This is a genomic window from Sphingomonas sp. PP-CE-3A-406 (assembly GCF_003688625.1).
Lineage (GTDB): Bacteria > Pseudomonadota > Alphaproteobacteria > Sphingomonadales > Sphingomonadaceae > Sphingomonas.
Window position 1 is genome coordinate 145,928 of the sequence record NZ_RCWY01000002.1, and the last position, 17,113, is coordinate 163,040.

Consider the following 17,113-nt stretch of genomic DNA (forward strand, 5'->3'; position numbering starts at 1 on the left):
GCACGTCACAGCATGCCGAGATCCTGCAACCATTGCCGTACCTGCCCCGGCCATTCGCGGGTGACCGGGGCCGTCGTCGGCCGCATGCCGAAGGCGTGGCGTCCCTTCGCATAGAGGCGCAGATCGACCGGTACGCCGGCCTCGTTCAACGCGAGCGCATACGCCATCGCATGCCGGACATTGTCGGTCGGATCGTTCATCGCGTGGATCAGCAGCGTCGGCGGCGCCTTAGCACTGATCGTCACCCATGGCGCCAACCCCAGATCGGTCTTGGCGTTGCTGCGATCCCAAAGGCGCCCGGTATAGGCCAGCACGGCGAAGTCAGGGCGCGACGGCTCGCGGTCGGCTGCATCGACCGTCAGATAAGTCCGTCGCTCGGCATTGCTCAGCGACGCCGCCACATACGCGCCAGCAGAAAACCCCATGACGCCGATCTTGTGCGGATCGATGCCATAGCCGGCCGCCCCATGCCGCAGCAGACCGACGGCGCGCTGGGCATCCTGCAAGGCCAACAGGATTTCTGGCCGTCGACCGAAGCCCGTCTTCTTGTCGACGGTCCATTCCTGGGGTGCGCGGTATTTCAGGATCACGCAGGTCATGCCCTGCCGGACGACCCAATCGCAGATTTCGGTGCCTTCGAGATCGATCGCCACCGCCGAGAACCCGCCGCCCGGCAGGACAAGGATCGTCGCTCCGCCAGTCTTCCGTTTCGGCCGGTAGACCGACATCGTCGGTCGCGAGACGTAGCTTGCCCAATGCCACGCCCGCCCCCCGACGAGCGGCGAGCCGTTGCCGGTTTCCTCAGGGCGATCGCCGCTGTCGGGCTTCAGGATCGCAAGATCCTTCGGCCACAGCGGCACCTGCGTACCGCCCGGTCCCGGTTGCCACACCCCAACCGTCGCAACCTTCGCGATCTCGGTTGGCGGATCGGCGCTCGGTTTAGTCTGGGCTGGCGCAATCGCGACCGCGCCGATCGTCAGCAGCGATGCCGAGACCGATGCGGAGACCAAAGCCAAGATATTGTTCAACCCTGCAACTCCTTTTGCGCGCCGACGACGCAAGCCGGTGGCGTGACGCGGGCTTGGCGTTTATCGGTACGGGTATGACGCATCCGTTCTTCGCGATCCATCGCCACGGCCTGATCCGGGTTGCCGCCGCCACGCCGCGCGCGTCGGTGGGGGATACCGCCGCCAACGCAGACGCGACGATCGCGTTGGCGAAGGAGGCCGACGCGCGGGGCGTCGACCTCGTGGTGTTCCCCGAACTGAACCTCACCTCCTATGCGATCGACGACCTGCATCTCCAGACCGCGCAGCAGCGCGCGACGCTGGCAGCGATCGCGACCGTGGTGGCGGCCAGCACCGAGGTGCGGCCGGTTCTGCTCGTCGGCGCGGCGCTGGTTCGGAACGGGCGGTTGTACAATTGCGCGCTGGCGATCGCGCGGGGCCGTGTGCTCGGCGTGGTCCCGAAGACGTTCCTGCCCAACTACCGCGAGTTCTACGAGAAGCGCTGGTTCGCAAGCGGCACCGGGATGACCGGACTGACGATCGACCTCAATGGCGAAGACGTACCGTTCGGGACCGACCTGATCTTCGCGGCGCGCGACCTGCCCGGTTTCGTCTTCCATGCCGAGATCTGCGAGGATTACTGGGCCCCGACCCCGCCATCGACCGCGGGCGCGCTCGCGGGCGCACTGATCTGCTGCAACCTGTCCGCGTCCAACATTGTGATCGGCAAGGCGCGCGATCGGGCGATGCTGGCGGCGGCGCAATCGGCGCGCGCGGTCTGCGCCTATGTCTATTCCGCCGCGGGACCGGGCGAGAGCACCACCGAAGTCGCATGGGACGGCCAAGGGCTGATCCACGAACTCGGCGAACAGATCGCGGAGTCGGCGCGGTTCTCGACCGAACCCGAGCTGGTCGTTGCCGACGTCGACTGCGAACGGATCACGCAGGAGCGCCTGCGGACCGGCACGTTCAACGATGCCGCCGTGTTCGCCGGCAATCCCGAGACACGCTTCCGAAGGATCGGGTTCGATCACGCGCCGGTACTTGAGGACAGTTGCCTCGAACGCGCCATACGTCGCTTTCCGTTCGTGCCGAACGATCCAGCGCGGCGTGACGACGATTGCTACGAGGCGTTCAACATCCAGGTGGAGGCACTGTCGAAGCGCCTCGTCGCCGCGCATGCCGACACGATCGTGATCGGCGTATCTGGCGGCCTCGACTCGACTCACGCGCTGATCGTCGCGGCGAAAGCAATGGACCGCCTCGGCCGCCCCCGTAGCGCGATCCTCGGCTTCACAATGCCCGGATTCGCGACCGGCGAAGGCACCAAAGCGAACGCCTGGGCGCTGATGCGCGCGCTCGGCATCACCGCGGAAGAGATCGACATCCGGCCAGCCGCTCGCCGCATGCTGGAGGACATCGGCCACCCCTTCAGCGAAGGCGAACCCGTCTACGACATCACCTTCGAGAACGTGCAGGCGGGTCTGCGCACCGATTACCTCTTTCGCCTCGCCAATCAGCGCCGCGGGATCGTGCTGGGCACCGGCGATCTCAGCGAGATGGCGCTCGGCTGGTGCACCTACGGCGTCGGCGACCAGATGAGCCATTACGCGGTCAACGCAGGCGTGCCCAAGACGCTGATCCAGTTCCTGATCCGCTGGTGTATCCGCACCGACCAGTATGACGCGGCGACCGACGCGATCCTGTCGACGATCCTCGCGCAGGAGATTTCGCCCGAACTCGTGCCGGCGGGGGCGGACGGCGCACTGCAGAGCACCGAGTCGATGATCGGGCCGTACGCGCTGAACGATTTCTTCGCGCATTACGTGATCCGCTACGGGCTCGCGCCATCGAAGATCGCGTTTCTCGCCTGGCACGCGTGGCGCGATGCGAGCGTCGGCGCCTGGCCTGAAGACCTGCCGGCAGATGCGCGCGTCGCCTACGACCTGCCGACTATAAAGGCGTGGCTGGAGAAATTCCTGGTCCGGTTCTTCACGACCAGCCAGTTCAAACGATCGGCGATGCCGAACGGGCCGAAGGTCTCGGCGGGAGGCGCATTGTCGCCGCGCGGCGATTGGCGCGCGCCCTCGGACGGGATCGCAACCACTTGGATCGAAGAATTGCGCTCAAGCGTTCCGTAAGGTTCGTTGCACTACCTTGCATAAATCGCCCGCGCGGCGCATTATGAAAATCCTATGACAGTGGCTCCACCGGATGGATCGCGCGATCGCCGGATCGAGATCCCATCTAACCTTTGGCTGATTCATCCGGCGGGCCGTGCGCTGCTGCCGGTCGCGCTTGCGCGTGGTATTTCGGCGAATGCGGTGTCGGTGGCGGGGCTTTGCCTCGGAGGTGCCGCGGCTATTGCCTATGCGCAATGGCATAGCTGGGCGCTCGCCCTGGTCGGTTTGGTGCTGTCGATCGGTTGGCTGATCGCCGACGGACTCGACGGCATGGTCGCGCGCGCAACCAAGACCGCGAGCCCGCTCGGGCGGATGCTCGACGGATTGTGCGATCACGGCGTCTTCGCACTGATCTACACCGCGCTGGCGATCACGATCGACACGCCCGAGGGCTGGATCCTCGCATTTGCCGCGGGTGGTGCGCATGCTGTGCAGTCGAACATGTACGAAGGCGAGCGTTCGCGCTTCCATCGTCGCATCAAGGGCGTGGCGCTCGAAGCCCCCCCCGTGCCGACCGGCAACGCGCTCGTCCGCTTCTATGACGGGGTCGCCGGCAGCATCGATCGGATCGCCATGCCGTTCGAACGCACGCTCGGCCAGTCGAGCGATCCGGTCGCGCTTGGCACGCTCTACGGTGCCCGTGCCGTCGCGCCGTTGCGCTTCATGGCCTTGCTTACCGCGAATGTCCGGGTATGGGCGATCTTCGTCGCCTGCTTCGCGGGCAACCCACGCATCTTCTGGTGGTTCGAGATCGTCCCTTTGACGCTCGTGGCCATCGTCGGGCTCGTCTGGCACCGTCGTGTCGAACGGGCTTTCGTTCGTAATACTTCCGCAACGCGACCAAAGACCGCGTCGCGCATGCATCTTTCGTAAGGAACAGGGTCAGTAATGAATAGCATTCGGATCGCCGTGGTCGGCATCGGCAACTGCGCGAGCTCGCTCGTCCAGGGCCTCGAGCATTATCGCGAGGGGGCAAACGACCAGGTTGGCCTGATGCATTTCGACATGGGCGGCTACAAGCCGAGCGACATCAAGGTCGTCGCGGCCTGGGACGTCGATCGTCGCAAGGTCGGCAAGGACGTCGCCGAGGCGATCTTCGCCAAGCCCAACTGCACCGCGGTGTTCGCACCGAACGTCGGCAACACCGGCACGATCGTGAAGATGGGCAAGAAGCTGGACGGCGTCGCCGACCACATGGCCGACTTCAAGGACGACCGCACGTTCCTGGTTTCGGACGCCGCCGAGCCGACGCGTGAAGAGGTCATCGCCGAGCTGAAGGCATCGGGCGCCGACGTTCTCATGAACTACCTGCCCGTCGGTTCGCAGGAAGCGACCGAATTCTACGCCGAGTGCGCGATCGAGGCTGGCGTTGCGTTCGTCAACAACATCCCCGTCTTCATCGCGTCGAACCCGGTCTGGGCGAAGAAGTTCGAGGACGCCGGCGTCGCGATCATCGGCGACGACATCAAGGCACAGCTCGGCGCGACGATCGTCCACCGCGTGCTGACCGACCTGTTCGCCAAGCGCGGCGTGAAGCTGGATCGCACCTACCAGCTCAACACCGGCGGCAACACCGACTTCCTCAACATGTCGAACCATCGCCGGCTCGAATCGAAGAAGATCTCGAAGACCGAAGCGGTGCAGTCGGTTGCGGCCGAGCGCATGGACGACGACAACGTCCATATCGGTCCGTCGGATTACGTGCCCTGGCAGAACGACAACAAGGTCTGCTTCCTGCGTATGGAAGGCCAGCTGTTCGGCGGCGTGCCGATGAACATCGAGCTGCGTCTCTCGGTCGAGGACAGCCCCAACTCGGCGGGTGTCGCGATCGACATGATCCGCTGCGCCAAGATCGCCAAGGATCGCGGCATCGCCGGCGTGATCGACCCTGCCTCGGCGTATTTCTGCAAGCACCCGCGCACGCAGATGACCGACGATCTCGCGCAGATCGAAGTCGAGCGGTTCATCAAGGCCGCCTGACATGATCGATACGCCCCGGATTCAAACGGCGATCATCCTCGCCGCCGGGGAAGGCAGCCGCCTCCGCACCTCCGCCCCGTATAAGCCACTCTGCGCGGTGGCGGGGCGGCCGTTGATCGCCCACGCGCTCGAAGGACTGGCGGAAGCCGGCTTCAATCGAGCGATCGTGACGGTCAGCTATGGGCGCGAGGCGATCGAAGCGTATGTTGCGAGCCGGCGCTGGCCGTTGGCGGTAGAGACGGTTCTTGCGGATCACCGCGAACCCAATGGCGTCTCGGTACTGGCGGCGCGCGATGCTCTGGCCGGGGACGAAGCAGTCCTCGCAATGTGCGACCACCTCGTCAGCCCCGAACTCTACGCACGCATGGCGAAGGCTGGCGCGGGTGGTGGCCTTCGCCTCGGCATCGACCGGCGCCTCGGCCACGACTGGGTCGACCCCGAGGACGTGACCTGCGTCGCGACCGAAGACGACCGCATCGTCGCGATCGGCAAGGGCCTCGAACCGCACGACTGCTACGACACCGGCGTCTTCGCGATCGGCCCTGCGCTATCGGATGCGCTGGCAACGCTCACCAGCCCTTCCCTTACCGAAGGCGTCCGCCTGCTAGCCGCAGACGGCCTCGCCCGGATCGTCGATTGCAGCGACATCGACTGGATCGACGTCGACGACGCCCCCGCGCTGGCGAAGGCCGAAGCGTGGATGGCAACGAAGGCAGACGCCGTAGCGGCGTAAGCCAGCGTTCTCCTGCGCACGCAGGAGCCCAGGATACCAAACGAAACGCCTCTGACCCTGGACTCCTGCGTTCGCAGGAGAACGATAAAACCCCGTCATCCTGACGAAAGTCAGGATCCAGAGTTACGAGTGGTGTCCTTTGGGCTCTGGGTCCTGACTTTCGTCAGGATGACGGAGTATCGTCAGGACGCCGAAACTTCCTCGAGCCTCGGATCGGGCACGTCGAGCGTCGCGCACGTCCCGACCTGCGCGTTCTCGATGGTCACCGCCCCACGCAACTGCCGCGCAAGACTCCCGATCATCCGCATCCCGAGACTTTTGCGCGACGCCGTCTTCAGGTCGAAGTCCGCCGGCAACCCATCGCCCTCGTCCGACACGGTCAGCACGATCCGCCCGTCAGCACTCCGCACCGTGACCAGGATCACGCCGCCGTCGTCGCCATAGGCATATTTGATCGCGTTGGTGACCAACTCCGTGACCAGCAACCCCATCGGGATCGCCACGTCCGCACTGATCAGGATCGCCTCGATATCGCACTCGATCCGGTGGTTGGGCGACTGCTCCCCCAGACCGGTCGCGATCCCGCAAACCAGGTCGTTAAGCGCGACGATCCCGACCTGATCGCCGCGCCACAACTGGTCGTGCGTCTGCGCGATCGCCGTGATCCGCGCCTGCGCATCGCCGAGCAGCCGCCGGATCCGCGGATCGTCGTCCTCCTGCATCTGGAGATTGAGCATCGCCGACACGAGCGCGAGGCTGTTCTTGACGCGGTGGCTGGCCTCCCGCGTGAGCAACTCCTGATGCTCCATCGCCTCGCTCAGCCGCTGCTCCGCCTGCTGCCGCTCGATCGCCACGCCGATGAGGTTCGCAAACCCCTGCATGAAGGCGAAATCGGCTGGCTCGAACTGGCCCTCGTCGGGGCTGTCGACTTCGAGCACGCCAAAGCGCTTGCCCGACGTCTCCACCAGCACGTTGATCGCGCGCCGGATATTATGCCGCGCCATGAACTCGGGCGTCCGGAACCGCTGCTCGTTCTCGAGGTGGTTCGAGATCACCGGCAGGCCGGTCTCCAGTGCGAACCCCGCCGGCGAGCCGAGATCGGTCCGCATCTCGGTCGACCCGACCACGCCCGGCTCCCAGCCGATGCCGGCGCGCACCAGCAGCGTATCCTGCTCGGGGCGATATTCGAGGAACTTGCAGTATTTCGAGCGCATCCCCTCGCCGCACAATTCGGTCGCGCGCTGCAACATCGGCTGCAGATCCCGCGCCCGCAAAGCCTCGATCCCGAAATCGGCCAGGATCGATTGCTGACGCAGGCGATACTCAAGCTCGCCCGCACCGGCAGGCGCGTCACCGCCCGGGGAAGTTTCGATGACTGCCACGCATACTCCGTTCGTCGATATCAAGCGCCTCTCCTACCGACCTTGCCGAAAGGATCAACATGGCGCTTGCATGACGGCCGTTGGGTGCGACGATCCGCCGTGATACAACGGGCGCGTGAACGTCCACGCGCCCATCCTGCATCGCAACCCCGTTCCGCTGACGGTCGACGATTTCGTCCTGCTGAAGCGGGCGGGCAGTTTTACCGGCTATGGCAAAGTCGAGCTTCTCGACGGTGAATTGTCGGGCGTCCGACTCCAGGATGACAATGAGCCGGAGTATGATGGTTCGGAACCGGTCAGGCTGGACGGTGACGCATATCGGCTGCTCGCAGACGCGCGATCTTTGCAAGGTCATGGCAAAACGGAGCTGCTCGATGGCGCGATATACGCGATGAGTCCGCAATATCGTCCGCACGGCTTCGTGAAGGACGAGATCGCTTATCGATTGCGGCGAGCCTTGGAAGCGCTGGGATCATCGCTCCACGTGGCGACCGAGCAATCCGCGGCGCTGTCTTCGTTCGACGAGCCGCAGCCGGATATCATGCTGACTCGCGAACCGCGTGGAGAGGGCCCAATACCGGGCGCGTCGATCGCTCTGATCTGCGAGGTATCGGCGAACACGCTGGCGTTCGACCTCCGCGAGAAAGCACGCATTTATGCGCAGGCCGGCATTCCGGAATATTGGGTGGCCGATGTCGGGGCAAAGCTGGTCCACCAGATGTGGATTCCTGTCGGTGATCGCTTTACCCAGTCGCGCGATGTTCCGTTCGACGCGGGGATGGAGTCGACGACAATTCCAGGCCTGACGATACACACGGCCGCGCTTTGATTATCGCATCGCTTCCCTGACGAAGGTTTCGGCGTGCGATCGATCGAGCAACGCCAACGTGCCGCCCTGAAAGTCCGCATAATACGTAACCTCGGAATAAGCCCATTCGGGTTGCTGCACGGCCGCCAGCGACGCGGCGTTGGGCTGCTCGATTTCCGCTAGCTCGAGCCCTTCGAGCGCCCCTTCGAACAAATCGATTCCGACCTCGCCCGACGCGCTCGGCACGGCGTGCCGGCGCCTGCGGAGCCAGTGTCCCGGCAACGCCGCGAACAGCGCGTATTCCTCCGGCGTCAGATACGTCGTCACCAGCGGCCGCGCGAGCGGATCGGGGACGTCGTATTTCTTCGACAGCTTGAGCGCCACACGTCCGCCGACACTGTCGGTCATCCGCCGCAGCCGGCACCGCGTATCCGTAATGTAGAGATCCTCGATCAGGATCGACCGGCAACCGTACAGCGATGGCCGCTTCGAAGGATCGACGAGGAACCGCCGCTCACGCTCGACATGCGAGATTTGTGAGCCGCCAGTTCCTCGTCGAGGCCTCTCAGCACGCCATGATCAGCGGGTCAGCTTCTTGTAGGACAGCGCGGTCGGACGATCCGCCGCATCGCCCAGACGGCGGCGCTTGTCCTCTTCGTAGGATTCGAAATTGCCTTCGAACCATTCGACATGGCTGTTGCCCTCGAACGCCAGGATGTGCGTGGCGAGACGATCCAGGAAGAAGCGGTCGTGGCTGATCACCACCGCGCACCCGGCGAAGTTCTCGATCGCTTCCTCGAGCGCGCCCAGGGTCTCGACATCGAGATCGTTGGTGGGCTCGTCGAGCAGCAGCACGTTGCCGCCGCGCTTCAACATCTTGGCGATGTTGACGCGGTTGCGCTCGCCGCCCGAAAGCTTGCCGACGTTCTTCTGCTGGTCCTGGCCCTTGAAGTTGAACGCGCCGACATAGGCGCGCGTCGACTGGTCGAACCCGTTGACCTTCATCGAGTCGAGACCGTCGGAAATCTCCTCCCAGACGTTCTTCTTGTCGTCGAGATGATCGCGGCTCTGGTCGACATAGCCCAACCGCACGGTCGATCCCTTGTCGATCGTGCCGCTGTCCGGTGACTCCTGCCCGGTGATCAGCTTGAACAAAGTCGATTTGCCGGCGCCGTTGGGACCGATGACGCCGACGATGCCGCCCGCGGGCAGCGTGAACGAAAGGTTCTCGAACAGCAGCTTGTCGCCGTAAGCTTTCGAAACGTTCTCCAGCTCGATCACCTTGCCGCCGAGACGCTCGGGCACCTGGATGACGATCTGCGCCTTGCCGGGGCTGCGATTCTCCTGCTGGGCGACGAGTCGTTCGAAGTTGGCGATACGCGCCTTGGACTTGGTCTGGCGTGCCTTGGCACCCTGGCGGATCCATTCGAGCTCGTTCTTGATCGCGGTCTGACGACCGGATTCCTCGCGATCCTCCTGCTCGAGGCGCTTGGCCTTCTTCTCGAGATAGGTGGAGTAATTGCCCTCGTACGGGAAATACTTGCCACGATCGAGCTCCAGGACCCAGCCGACGACGTTGTCGAGGAAATAGCGGTCATGGGTGATCATCAGCACCGCGCCCGCATAATCCTTCAGGTGGTTCTCCAGCCACTGGACGCTTTCGGCGTCGAGATGGTTGGTGGGCTCGTCGAGCAGCAGGATTCCCGGCTTCTGGATCAGCAAGCGGGTCAGCGCGACGCGGCGCTTCTCACCACCCGACAGCTTGTCGACCGGCCAGTCGCCCGGCGGGCAGCGCAGCGCTTCCATCGCGACCTCGAGCTGGTTGTCGAGCGTCCACCCGTCGACCGCGTCGATCTTTTCCTGGAGCGTGCCCATCTCTTCGAGCAGCGCGTCGAAGTCGGTGTCGTCCTCGGGATCGCCCATCTCGGCCGAAATCGCGTTGAAACGGTCGACCATGTCCGCAACGCCGCGCGCGCCGTCCTTGACGTTCTCCAGCACCGTCTTCGAGGCGTCGAGCTGCGGCTCCTGCTCCAGATAGCCGACCGAGACGTTCTCGCCCGGCCATGCCTCGCCGGTATAGTCCTTGTCGATGCCGGCCATGATCTTGATCAGCGTCGACTTGCCGGCGCCGTTGGGGCCGACGATGCCGATCTTGGCGCCGTGATAGAATTGCAGGTTGATGTTCGACAGCACCGGCTTGGGCGCGCCGGGGAAGGTCTTCGTCATGTCCTTCATGACATAGGCGTATTGGCCGGCCACGGGGGTCTCCGTTCGGGTGTTCGTGAGGGCGGGATTGATCTGCGCATGTAAGGGCAGGCGCGAAGGTTGGCAACGCGCGCGCTCGGACCTAACGGTGGGTCGACACCAAGGGGAATAGCCGATGACGCGTATCGCACCATTTCTGGCGGCCTGTGCCGTCATCACCGCCGTTCCCGTCGTGGCGCAGCGCACCGCCGCCCCGGCGACCGAGGGCGACGCGAAGGTCGCGGCACTCCGCGACAAGGCGCTGACCGACGACACCGCCTACAAGATCGTCGAGGGGATCACGACCGAGGTCGGCCCGCGGATGACCGGCACCGAGGCGGAAGCGCGCGCGCGCGTCTGGTCGGTCGCCAAGCTGAAGGCGCTCGGGTTCAAAAACGTGCGGATCGAGACATACCAGCTGCCGGTCTGGCAGCGCGGCGTGGAGAGCGCCGAGATCGTCTCGCCCTACCCGCAGAAGCTGCGGCTGGTCGGGCTCGGCAATTCGGGCGCGACGCCGCCCGCCGGGCTGACGCTGCCGGTGACGTATTTCGCGAGCTACAACGATCTTGCGCTGGCGCCAGAGGGTAGCCTGAAGGGCAAGATCGCCTTCGTCTCGAATTCGATGCAGCCGACTCAGGACGGGTCGAGCTACGGCAGCCAGGGCACAGCGCGGTTCGTCGGTCCCAATGTCGCGGCCAAGAAGGGCGCGGCGGCGATCGTGATCCGCTCGATCGGCACCGACCAGGGCCGCGGGCCGCATGCCGGCACGACCAATTTCGACCCCGGCGTCACCCCGATCCCGGCGGCGGCGCTGTCGGTGTCCGACGCGGCGAACCTCGAACGGATGATCAAGCTCGGCAAGCCGGTGACGATGCGGTTGATCCTCGACGATCATCAGGTCGGCATGCGCGAATCCGGCAACGTCGTCGCCGAAGTCCCCGGTACCGATCCCAAGGCCGGGATCGTCCTGGTCGGCGGCCATCTCGACAGCTGGGATCTCGGCACCGGTGCGATCGACGACGGCGCGGGCATCGCGATCACCGCGGCGGCCGCCAAGATCGTCATGGACGGCGGCCAGCGCCCACGTCGGACGATCCGCGTCGTCTGGTTCGGCGACGAAGAGAGCGGCGGCTTCGGCGGGCTCGCCTACGCCAAGGCGCATGCCGGCGAGCGCCATGCGACCGCCGCCGAATCGGATTTCGGCGCCGATCGCGTCTGGCGGTTCGAGAGCAGCCTGCCCGCCGCCGCCAAGCCCATCGAGGATCGCCTGGCCGTCGCGCTCGCGCCGCTCGGGATCATCCGCGGCAACGACGCCCCGCATGGCGGCACCGATGTCGGCCCGACGATCGCGACCGGGGTGGCAGGGATCGACCTCAACCAGTCGGGCCAGCGCTACTTCGATTACCACCACACGCCCGAGGACACGCTGGAACGGATCGACCCCGAACAGCTTCGCCAGAACGTCGCGGCATGGACCGCGATGATCGCGACGGTGGCCAATGCGTCCGAGGAAATCGGCCCGATCGTGCCCGGAAAGTGACCAGTCGCTGCAACCGAAACGTCATCGTTCTGCCGCAAACCTTGCGGAGAGATGAATTTAGCGGATTGACCCCCCGCCGGGGGCCGCTATTTGACGTGACTTCGCGACGGCAATCGGGTCGGCCGCGAGTGAAACTATGCTTGGGAGCATTCGAATGAAGAAGATCGTTCTGATCGCTGCTGCCGCCGGCCTGATGTCCGTCGCAGCCTGCAGCAAGTCGCCAGAAGCCGCCGCCGTTGAGAACAACGCGGACATGCTGGCTGACAACATGGAAATGCAGGCTGACAACATGGACGCCATGGCGGACAACACCTCGAACGGCGTCGCAACCGACGTTCTCGAGAACGCAGCCGACAACATGAACGCTGCTGCCGACAACGTCCGTGACGCTGCCGACGCAAAGACCGACAACATGAACTAAGACCCTATCGGGCGTTCGCGCTCGATAGAGTTTGGTGTCGGAAAGGGCGCTCCTTCGGGAGCGCCCTTTTTCTTTGTGTCCGTTGCTTTGCGCTCTTTTGCGGGCTGGACGCTTGCGCTATCGCAGGCGCCGGTGGGGCCTGTAGCTCAACGGTTAGAGCTGGCCGCTCATAACGGCTAGGTTGCGGGTTCGATTCCTGCCGGGCCCACCAACTCCCAATCCCACGCTGCACACGTTGTCACATGGGCGCTCATTTCGCCTCTTTGCGGCTACTGTCTTTGTCTCATGCTGGAACCGGCAAGCTTGCCGTAGATGGGGTAACCTTTGGGGGTATTCTCATCGACGGCGGCGGCAATACCCCCATGTAAGGGGTACGGTAATGGTTAGGGCACGGTCATGCGGCGATACTCACCCGAACCGGCGGCGAAAAATCTGCGTTTACCAAAGCGGCTGACCGGGGCAGGCAAACGGAATTCCCGCACGTCCTGATCGGCGCAGTTTCGTCAGCGCTTCCCCGCTCGGGCCAATTGGATTGATGATGTAGTCGGCGGGCTTACCAATTTTCCTGCGGATGCCGTGCACCTCCAGCCGGGACGTGCAGTTCGAGGTCTCTCGGCGCGCCCTGATCCTCTGGGCGGCTGCCAAGAGCGCTCCTGCCGCTGCCCTACAGTGCGATGACGGGCATGCGTGATGATCGCGGGTACGACCATCACAGCCAGCGAGGATGATCGTCGATGCTCACGACGGCGCGAGTTACGCGCGTTTCTTGGTACCGATCGCCACCCAGTACGGCACGCCGTCACGGAACCGTACATCCTCCAGGCCGGCAGCCTCCATCATCGCCTGAATCTGAGCTTTGGTGAATCGCTGCTCCAATCGCGTTCCGAAGCGATCGAGCGCGTCGGTCCGCATGGTATAGAAGCTGTATTTTCGATAGGAACTCAGCGGAATCGCATCGACGTTGCCGCCCAGACGGTCGACGACTGTCGCGACTTTTGCGGCCGGCCAATACACGGTGGCGGCGATGATCGAGGTGATGGCTTTGCGCGGACCGATCGGGAGCTTCGATATGCCGCGCCGGACCGTATCCGACGCTTTCCAGGTCGCGCGAAACCACGCCGGCCGCTGATCGAACGCATAATATAGATAGGTGAGGAAAGGCGCTCCCGGCTTCAGCTTCGTGACCGCGTCCCTGAGGGCCTGTGCCGTATCGGGAATATGGTGAAGCACGCCCAGCGAGTACCCGAAATCCTGGCTGCCATCGGCGAGCGGTATGGCTGCAGCATCCGCAAGATGGAACTGGACGTTCGTGCTGTCTTTCAGGCGGCGCCGGGCGACGTCGAGCGCGGCGGCGGCGGGGTCGATGCAGTGCAGCTTCCCGACCTTCGGCACGACTCCGGCCGCCCATCGGCCCGAGCCGCAGCCGAGATCGAATCCCTCGGCCTTCGCAGGCAGACGCGAAAAGTCGAGCAGCGAGAAATAGCCATCGAAATGGTGCTGCCATTCGTCGTTCGACATGGCCGTCTGATCGAACGCCGCCCACTCCTCGCCGAATCCCTCGACAGTCGCCTTGTCAATGTTCTGCACGTCCAGCCCCTCTTTTCCGTGGCCCGATGGCCTGTCTTTTTGTGTCCAGCTGCAACCCGGGCTTTCGATCGTCACGAGCCTGTTCGAAACCCGATCCTGACGGCAGGTTCGCGCCCGCAGACGACGCGTTCCGCCGACAGCCGAAATCATCACCGATCGCACGTGAAACGCGCCGGATTATCTCCTGCCGGACGAACCGGCGAAGCATGCCGAACCGTCGCCTCCAATTTTTATGCCAAGTAGTTCTTCGTTTTTGACTGGTCGGCGCAATATTCGCCCAAACCTGATAACGCAAGCCATAACAAGCACATACATGTTGTGCTGTGCCGTTATTACCGGTGATACGAATTTCCAGCCGTCGCTATCGATCGGGCGAGAGCATGTCTGCGCCGAGCGCGAGGCGATCGCGTTCTACGGCCTCACCGCATTCGCAAATACCGATGACGTTTCATAGCCAACCCGTGTCGCGCGATCGTTTCGACCGCGTCATGCAGGACGCGGCGGGCGCGGCGTGACGGCCATCCGACGCACTCGCTATCCGATGACTGTCGATCCGCCGGACAAGACGGATCTACGGGCCATGCAAAGCCACATGCGCAACCGACGCTACGATGCGCGGACCCCCGGCATCGTAGCGTCGGTCGGTAGGAGCTAGCTTAAAGCGTGACGACTGCCAGCGGGCGCGGGGCGGCCTTAGTCAGCGTGTTGCGCAGCGGCAGCGTGAACGGTGCGGCCTCGATCTCGAAGACATCGCCCTCGCGGGTCGTCACGCCGTCCGCGAACGACAGCGTCGCGGTCCCGAAGAAGTGGACGTGGAGGTCGCCGGGCCGGCGGAACAGGTCGTATTTGAAATGATGCGCCTCGAGGTTGGCGATCGTGTGCGACATGTTCGCCTCGCCCGACAGGAACGGCTTTTCCCACAGCAACGCGCCGTCGCGGTGGATACGGCTCGCGCCCTCGATATGCTCGGGCGGCGTGCCGACCAGCAGTTCGGGCCCGAGCGATGCCTGCCGCAGCTTCGAATGCGCCAGCCACAGGTAGTTGTGCCGCTCGGTCACATGGTCGCTGAACTCGTTGGCAAGGCAAAGCCCAAGCCGGAACGGCGTACCGTCCGGTCCGATCAGGTAGATCCCGGCAAGCTCGGGCTCTTCGCCGCCATCTTCGGCGAAGTCCGGCATCGTCAGCGCGGCACCCGGCGCGACCAGCCCCGAGCCGTCGCCCTTGTAGAACCATTCGGGCTGCTGGCCGCGCTGGCCGGGCGCGGGCTTGCCGCCCTCGACGCCTTCGAGGAACATCCGCATCGAATCGGTCTGCTTCGCCGCGTCGGCGGCGGCGCGGTGCATCTTGTCGCGCCCCTCGGCCGAGCCGAGATGCGTCAGGCCGGTGCCGGTCATGATCAGATGCGCCGGGTCGACATGGTCGATCGGCGACACGATCCGCCCGGCCGCCAGTTCGGCCAAGATGTCGACGCTAGCGCCGGTACCGCACGATGCCACGGCCGCGGCGAGGTCGCTGCCGTCCGCGATCGCCTTGATGGCCAGCGCGCGGACGCTGTCGACGCCCTTCACGAACGCCGCCCCCTCGGCGGTCGCGGCGATCACCGAGCGCTTACCGGCGGCGCCGACATGCTGCAGCAAACGTAACGTCATCATTCTCTCCTAACGGACCCGGCGGTGACGGAGTGCACCGCCCGACGGCATAATTTTGTCGTCAGATACACCAGCGCCTCGACCGGCGATAAGCGCGATCGAGGCGTATATATATCGTATAAGTGCATCCGGCAGAATAGTCCGACATGACAGCGGGCAAAGGTTACAATCTGCCCGCGTCGTCATACGGCCGATTATGCGACGGTCTGGTTGGGCAGCGGATCGGTCACCTTCGACCCCCATACCGCGTAGAACAGCACGTAGAGTTCGCACGCGGCGGTCAGCAGGAACGACGACTGCAAGCCGTAATTGTCAGCGAGCCAGCCCTGCACGATCACCAGCGCGCCACCGGCGATCGCCATGATCAGCAGCCCCGAGCCCTCCTCGGTCAGCGGCCCCAGGCCCTTGATGCCGAGCGTGAAGATCGTCGGGAACATGATCGAGTGGAACAGCCCGACCGAGATCAGCGCCCACATCGCGACATGGCCGGTGGTGAAGGTGGCGATCAGCATGACGACGCACGCGCCGATGCTGGCGATCGCGAGCACGCGTTCGGCGGGCACGGTGCGCATGACATAGCTGCCGACGAGTCGACCGACCATCATCCCGCCCCACAGGATGAACAGGTAATGCGACGCCTGTTCGTGGCTCAGGTTGCCGATCTGCGGCTGGCTGACGAAGTTGATGAACAGGTTGGCGACGCCGATCTCGGCGATCAGGTAGATGAAGATCGCCGGGATGCCGAACACCAGGTTGCGGTGCGACCAGAGCGACAGGCCCTTGCGCGCCTCCTTGGCGGAGCGCTGCGTCGATGATCCCATCGCCGGCAACGGGAATCGCGCGATCACGATCGCGAGCACGACGAGGACGCCGGCGACGATCAGATACGGCAACACCACCGACTGCGCATCCGCGAGTCGCTCGGCGGCGGTCAGCGTCGTGGTCGATCCGGCAGCAGCCGTGCCCGAGGTCGAACGGCCAAGGATCAGATAGCCGCCGAACAGCGGTGCCAGCGTCGCACCCGCCGAATTGAACGCCTGCACAAGGTTCAGCCGCGACGAGGCGGTTTCGGGCGGACCGACGACCGCGACATAGGGGTTCGCCGCGACCTGCAGCAGCGTGATCCCGCTGGCAATGATGAACAAAGCAACGAGGGTAACGCCGTAGGACGGGATCCGCGCGGCCGGCACCATCAGTAGCGCACCGCCCGCCATTAACGCGAGGCCGAACACCATCGACTTTTGATAGCCGATCCGCTCGATCAGCTTGGCCGACGGGATCGACGCGAAGAAATAGGCGATGAACCAGACGCTCTCGATCAGCGTGGTCTGCGTATAGCTCAGGTCGAATACGCTGCGCAGGTGCGGCAGCAGCGTGTTGTTGATGACCGTGATGAAGCCCCACATGAAGAACAGGCTGGCGAGCAACGTCAGCGCCGAGCGATAACTCGGCCCCGCGCCCGGCGTCCCCGCTCCCCCGGTCTGTCCCGCGGCTTGCCCGGCGGGTCGTGCGTGTGTCGGCTGTATCGGCATCGCCATAGTCGTCCATCCTCCGTGCCATGTCGGCGACCGATCGACAG

Annotated in this window: 14 protein-coding genes and 1 tRNA gene; 8 read left to right on the forward strand and 7 right to left on the reverse strand. The window is 64.6% G+C overall.

The window, feature by feature from the left end; all coding sequences use genetic code 11:
• Positions 1-5: 5 nt before the first annotated feature.
• Positions 6-1,028, reverse strand: a complete 1,023-nt coding sequence (locus tag C8J44_RS07115; RefSeq protein ID WP_235529846.1) for an alpha/beta hydrolase — start codon at positions 1,026-1,028, stop codon at positions 6-8.
• A gap of 74 nt (positions 1,029-1,102) precedes the next feature.
• On the opposite strand from C8J44_RS07115, the gene C8J44_RS07120 reads away from it, so the two are divergent.
• From C8J44_RS07120 to C8J44_RS07135, 4 genes are read left to right on the forward strand one after another with little or no spacing between them, the layout of a single operon-like run.
• Entirely contained in the window at positions 1,103-3,148 is a 2,046-nt protein-coding gene (locus C8J44_RS07120) for an NAD(+) synthase (RefSeq protein ID WP_121904625.1), read from the forward strand.
• 54 nt (positions 3,149-3,202) lie between these two features.
• A complete protein-coding gene (locus tag C8J44_RS07125) occupies positions 3,203-4,063 on the forward strand; it encodes a CDP-alcohol phosphatidyltransferase family protein (protein WP_121903986.1) in 861 nt (286 codons plus the stop codon).
• A gap of 15 nt (positions 4,064-4,078) precedes the next feature.
• A complete protein-coding gene (locus tag C8J44_RS07130) occupies positions 4,079-5,170 on the forward strand; it encodes an inositol-3-phosphate synthase (protein WP_056050788.1) in 1,092 nt (363 codons plus the stop codon).
• A 1-nt stretch (position 5,171) separates the two neighbouring features.
• Positions 5,172-5,903 (forward strand): NTP transferase domain-containing protein, encoded by a 732-nt coding sequence (locus tag C8J44_RS07135; protein WP_121903987.1) that lies wholly within the window; start codon positions 5,172-5,174, stop codon positions 5,901-5,903.
• Between the two features lie 182 nt (positions 5,904-6,085).
• Here C8J44_RS07135 and C8J44_RS07140 read toward each other — a convergent pair whose 3' ends face one another.
• On the reverse strand, positions 6,086-7,285 hold the full coding sequence (locus C8J44_RS07140; protein ID WP_259466758.1) for a sensor histidine kinase: 1,200 nt from the start codon (positions 7,283-7,285) through the stop codon (positions 6,086-6,088).
• A 115-nt stretch (positions 7,286-7,400) separates the two neighbouring features.
• On the opposite strand from C8J44_RS07140, the gene C8J44_RS07145 reads away from it, so the two are divergent.
• Positions 7,401-8,114 (forward strand): Uma2 family endonuclease, encoded by a 714-nt coding sequence (locus tag C8J44_RS07145; RefSeq protein ID WP_121903988.1) that lies wholly within the window; start codon positions 7,401-7,403, stop codon positions 8,112-8,114.
• On the opposite strand, the gene C8J44_RS07150 is transcribed toward C8J44_RS07145, so the two are convergent.
• Positions 8,115-8,501, reverse strand: a complete 387-nt coding sequence (locus tag C8J44_RS07150) for a hypothetical protein (protein WP_259466759.1) — start codon at positions 8,499-8,501, stop codon at positions 8,115-8,117.
• A gap of 171 nt (positions 8,502-8,672) precedes the next feature.
• On the reverse strand, positions 8,673-10,352 hold the full coding sequence (gene ettA, locus C8J44_RS07155; protein ID WP_121903990.1) for an energy-dependent translational throttle protein EttA: 1,680 nt from the start codon (positions 10,350-10,352) through the stop codon (positions 8,673-8,675).
• A gap of 121 nt (positions 10,353-10,473) precedes the next feature.
• Here ettA and C8J44_RS07160 point away from each other — a divergent pair, with 121 nt between their 5' ends.
• The 3 genes from C8J44_RS07160 to C8J44_RS07170 all read left to right on the forward strand — a co-directional run bounded on the left by C8J44_RS07160 (position 10,474) and on the right by C8J44_RS07170 (position 12,509).
• A complete protein-coding gene (locus tag C8J44_RS07160; protein ID WP_121903991.1) occupies positions 10,474-11,877 on the forward strand; it encodes a M20/M25/M40 family metallo-hydrolase in 1,404 nt (467 codons plus the stop codon).
• Between the two features lie 154 nt (positions 11,878-12,031).
• The gene (locus C8J44_RS07165) at positions 12,032-12,298 is read left to right on the forward strand and encodes a hypothetical protein (protein WP_056050797.1); all 267 of its coding nucleotides are present in this window, start codon (positions 12,032-12,034) and stop codon (positions 12,296-12,298) included.
• A gap of 135 nt (positions 12,299-12,433) precedes the next feature.
• Positions 12,434-12,509, forward strand: a tRNA-Ile gene (locus C8J44_RS07170).
• Between the two features lie 542 nt (positions 12,510-13,051).
• Here C8J44_RS07170 and C8J44_RS07175 read toward each other — a convergent pair.
• The 3 genes from C8J44_RS07175 to C8J44_RS07185 all read right to left on the reverse strand — a co-directional run bounded on the left by C8J44_RS07175 (position 13,052) and on the right by C8J44_RS07185 (position 17,066).
• Positions 13,052-13,960 (reverse strand): class I SAM-dependent methyltransferase, encoded by a 909-nt coding sequence (locus C8J44_RS07175; RefSeq protein WP_220683099.1) that lies wholly within the window; start codon positions 13,958-13,960, stop codon positions 13,052-13,054.
• Between the two features lie 581 nt (positions 13,961-14,541).
• The gene (gene araD1 / locus C8J44_RS07180; RefSeq protein ID WP_121904627.1) at positions 14,542-15,534 is read right to left on the reverse strand and encodes an AraD1 family protein; all 993 of its coding nucleotides are present in this window, start codon (positions 15,532-15,534) and stop codon (positions 14,542-14,544) included.
• 194 nt (positions 15,535-15,728) lie between these two features.
• The gene (locus C8J44_RS07185) at positions 15,729-17,066 is read right to left on the reverse strand and encodes a sugar MFS transporter (protein WP_404969204.1); all 1,338 of its coding nucleotides are present in this window, start codon (positions 17,064-17,066) and stop codon (positions 15,729-15,731) included.
• Positions 17,067-17,113: the final 47 nt, after the last annotated feature.

Coding starts and splice junctions, on each gene's coding strand:
- araD1 (WP_121904627.1), bottom strand. CDS start 15,534: ATGACGTTACGTTTGCTGCAGCATGTCGGCGCCGCCGGTAAGCGCTCG.
- C8J44_RS07130 (WP_056050788.1), top strand. CDS start 4,079: ATGAATAGCATTCGGATCGCCGTGGTCGGCATCGGCAACTGCGCGAGC.
- C8J44_RS07135 (WP_121903987.1), top strand. CDS start 5,172: ATGATCGATACGCCCCGGATTCAAACGGCGATCATCCTCGCCGCCGGG.
- C8J44_RS07185 (WP_404969204.1), bottom strand. CDS start 17,066: ATGCCGATACAGCCGACACACGCACGACCCGCCGGGCAAGCCGCGGGA.
- C8J44_RS07160 (WP_121903991.1), top strand. CDS start 10,474: ATGACGCGTATCGCACCATTTCTGGCGGCCTGTGCCGTCATCACCGCC.
- C8J44_RS07165 (WP_056050797.1), top strand. CDS start 12,032: ATGAAGAAGATCGTTCTGATCGCTGCTGCCGCCGGCCTGATGTCCGTC.
- C8J44_RS07125 (WP_121903986.1), top strand. CDS start 3,203: ATGACAGTGGCTCCACCGGATGGATCGCGCGATCGCCGGATCGAGATC.
- C8J44_RS07150 (WP_259466759.1), bottom strand. CDS start 8,501: ATGACCGACAGTGTCGGCGGACGTGTGGCGCTCAAGCTGTCGAAGAAA.
- C8J44_RS07120 (WP_121904625.1), top strand. CDS start 1,103: ATGACGCATCCGTTCTTCGCGATCCATCGCCACGGCCTGATCCGGGTT.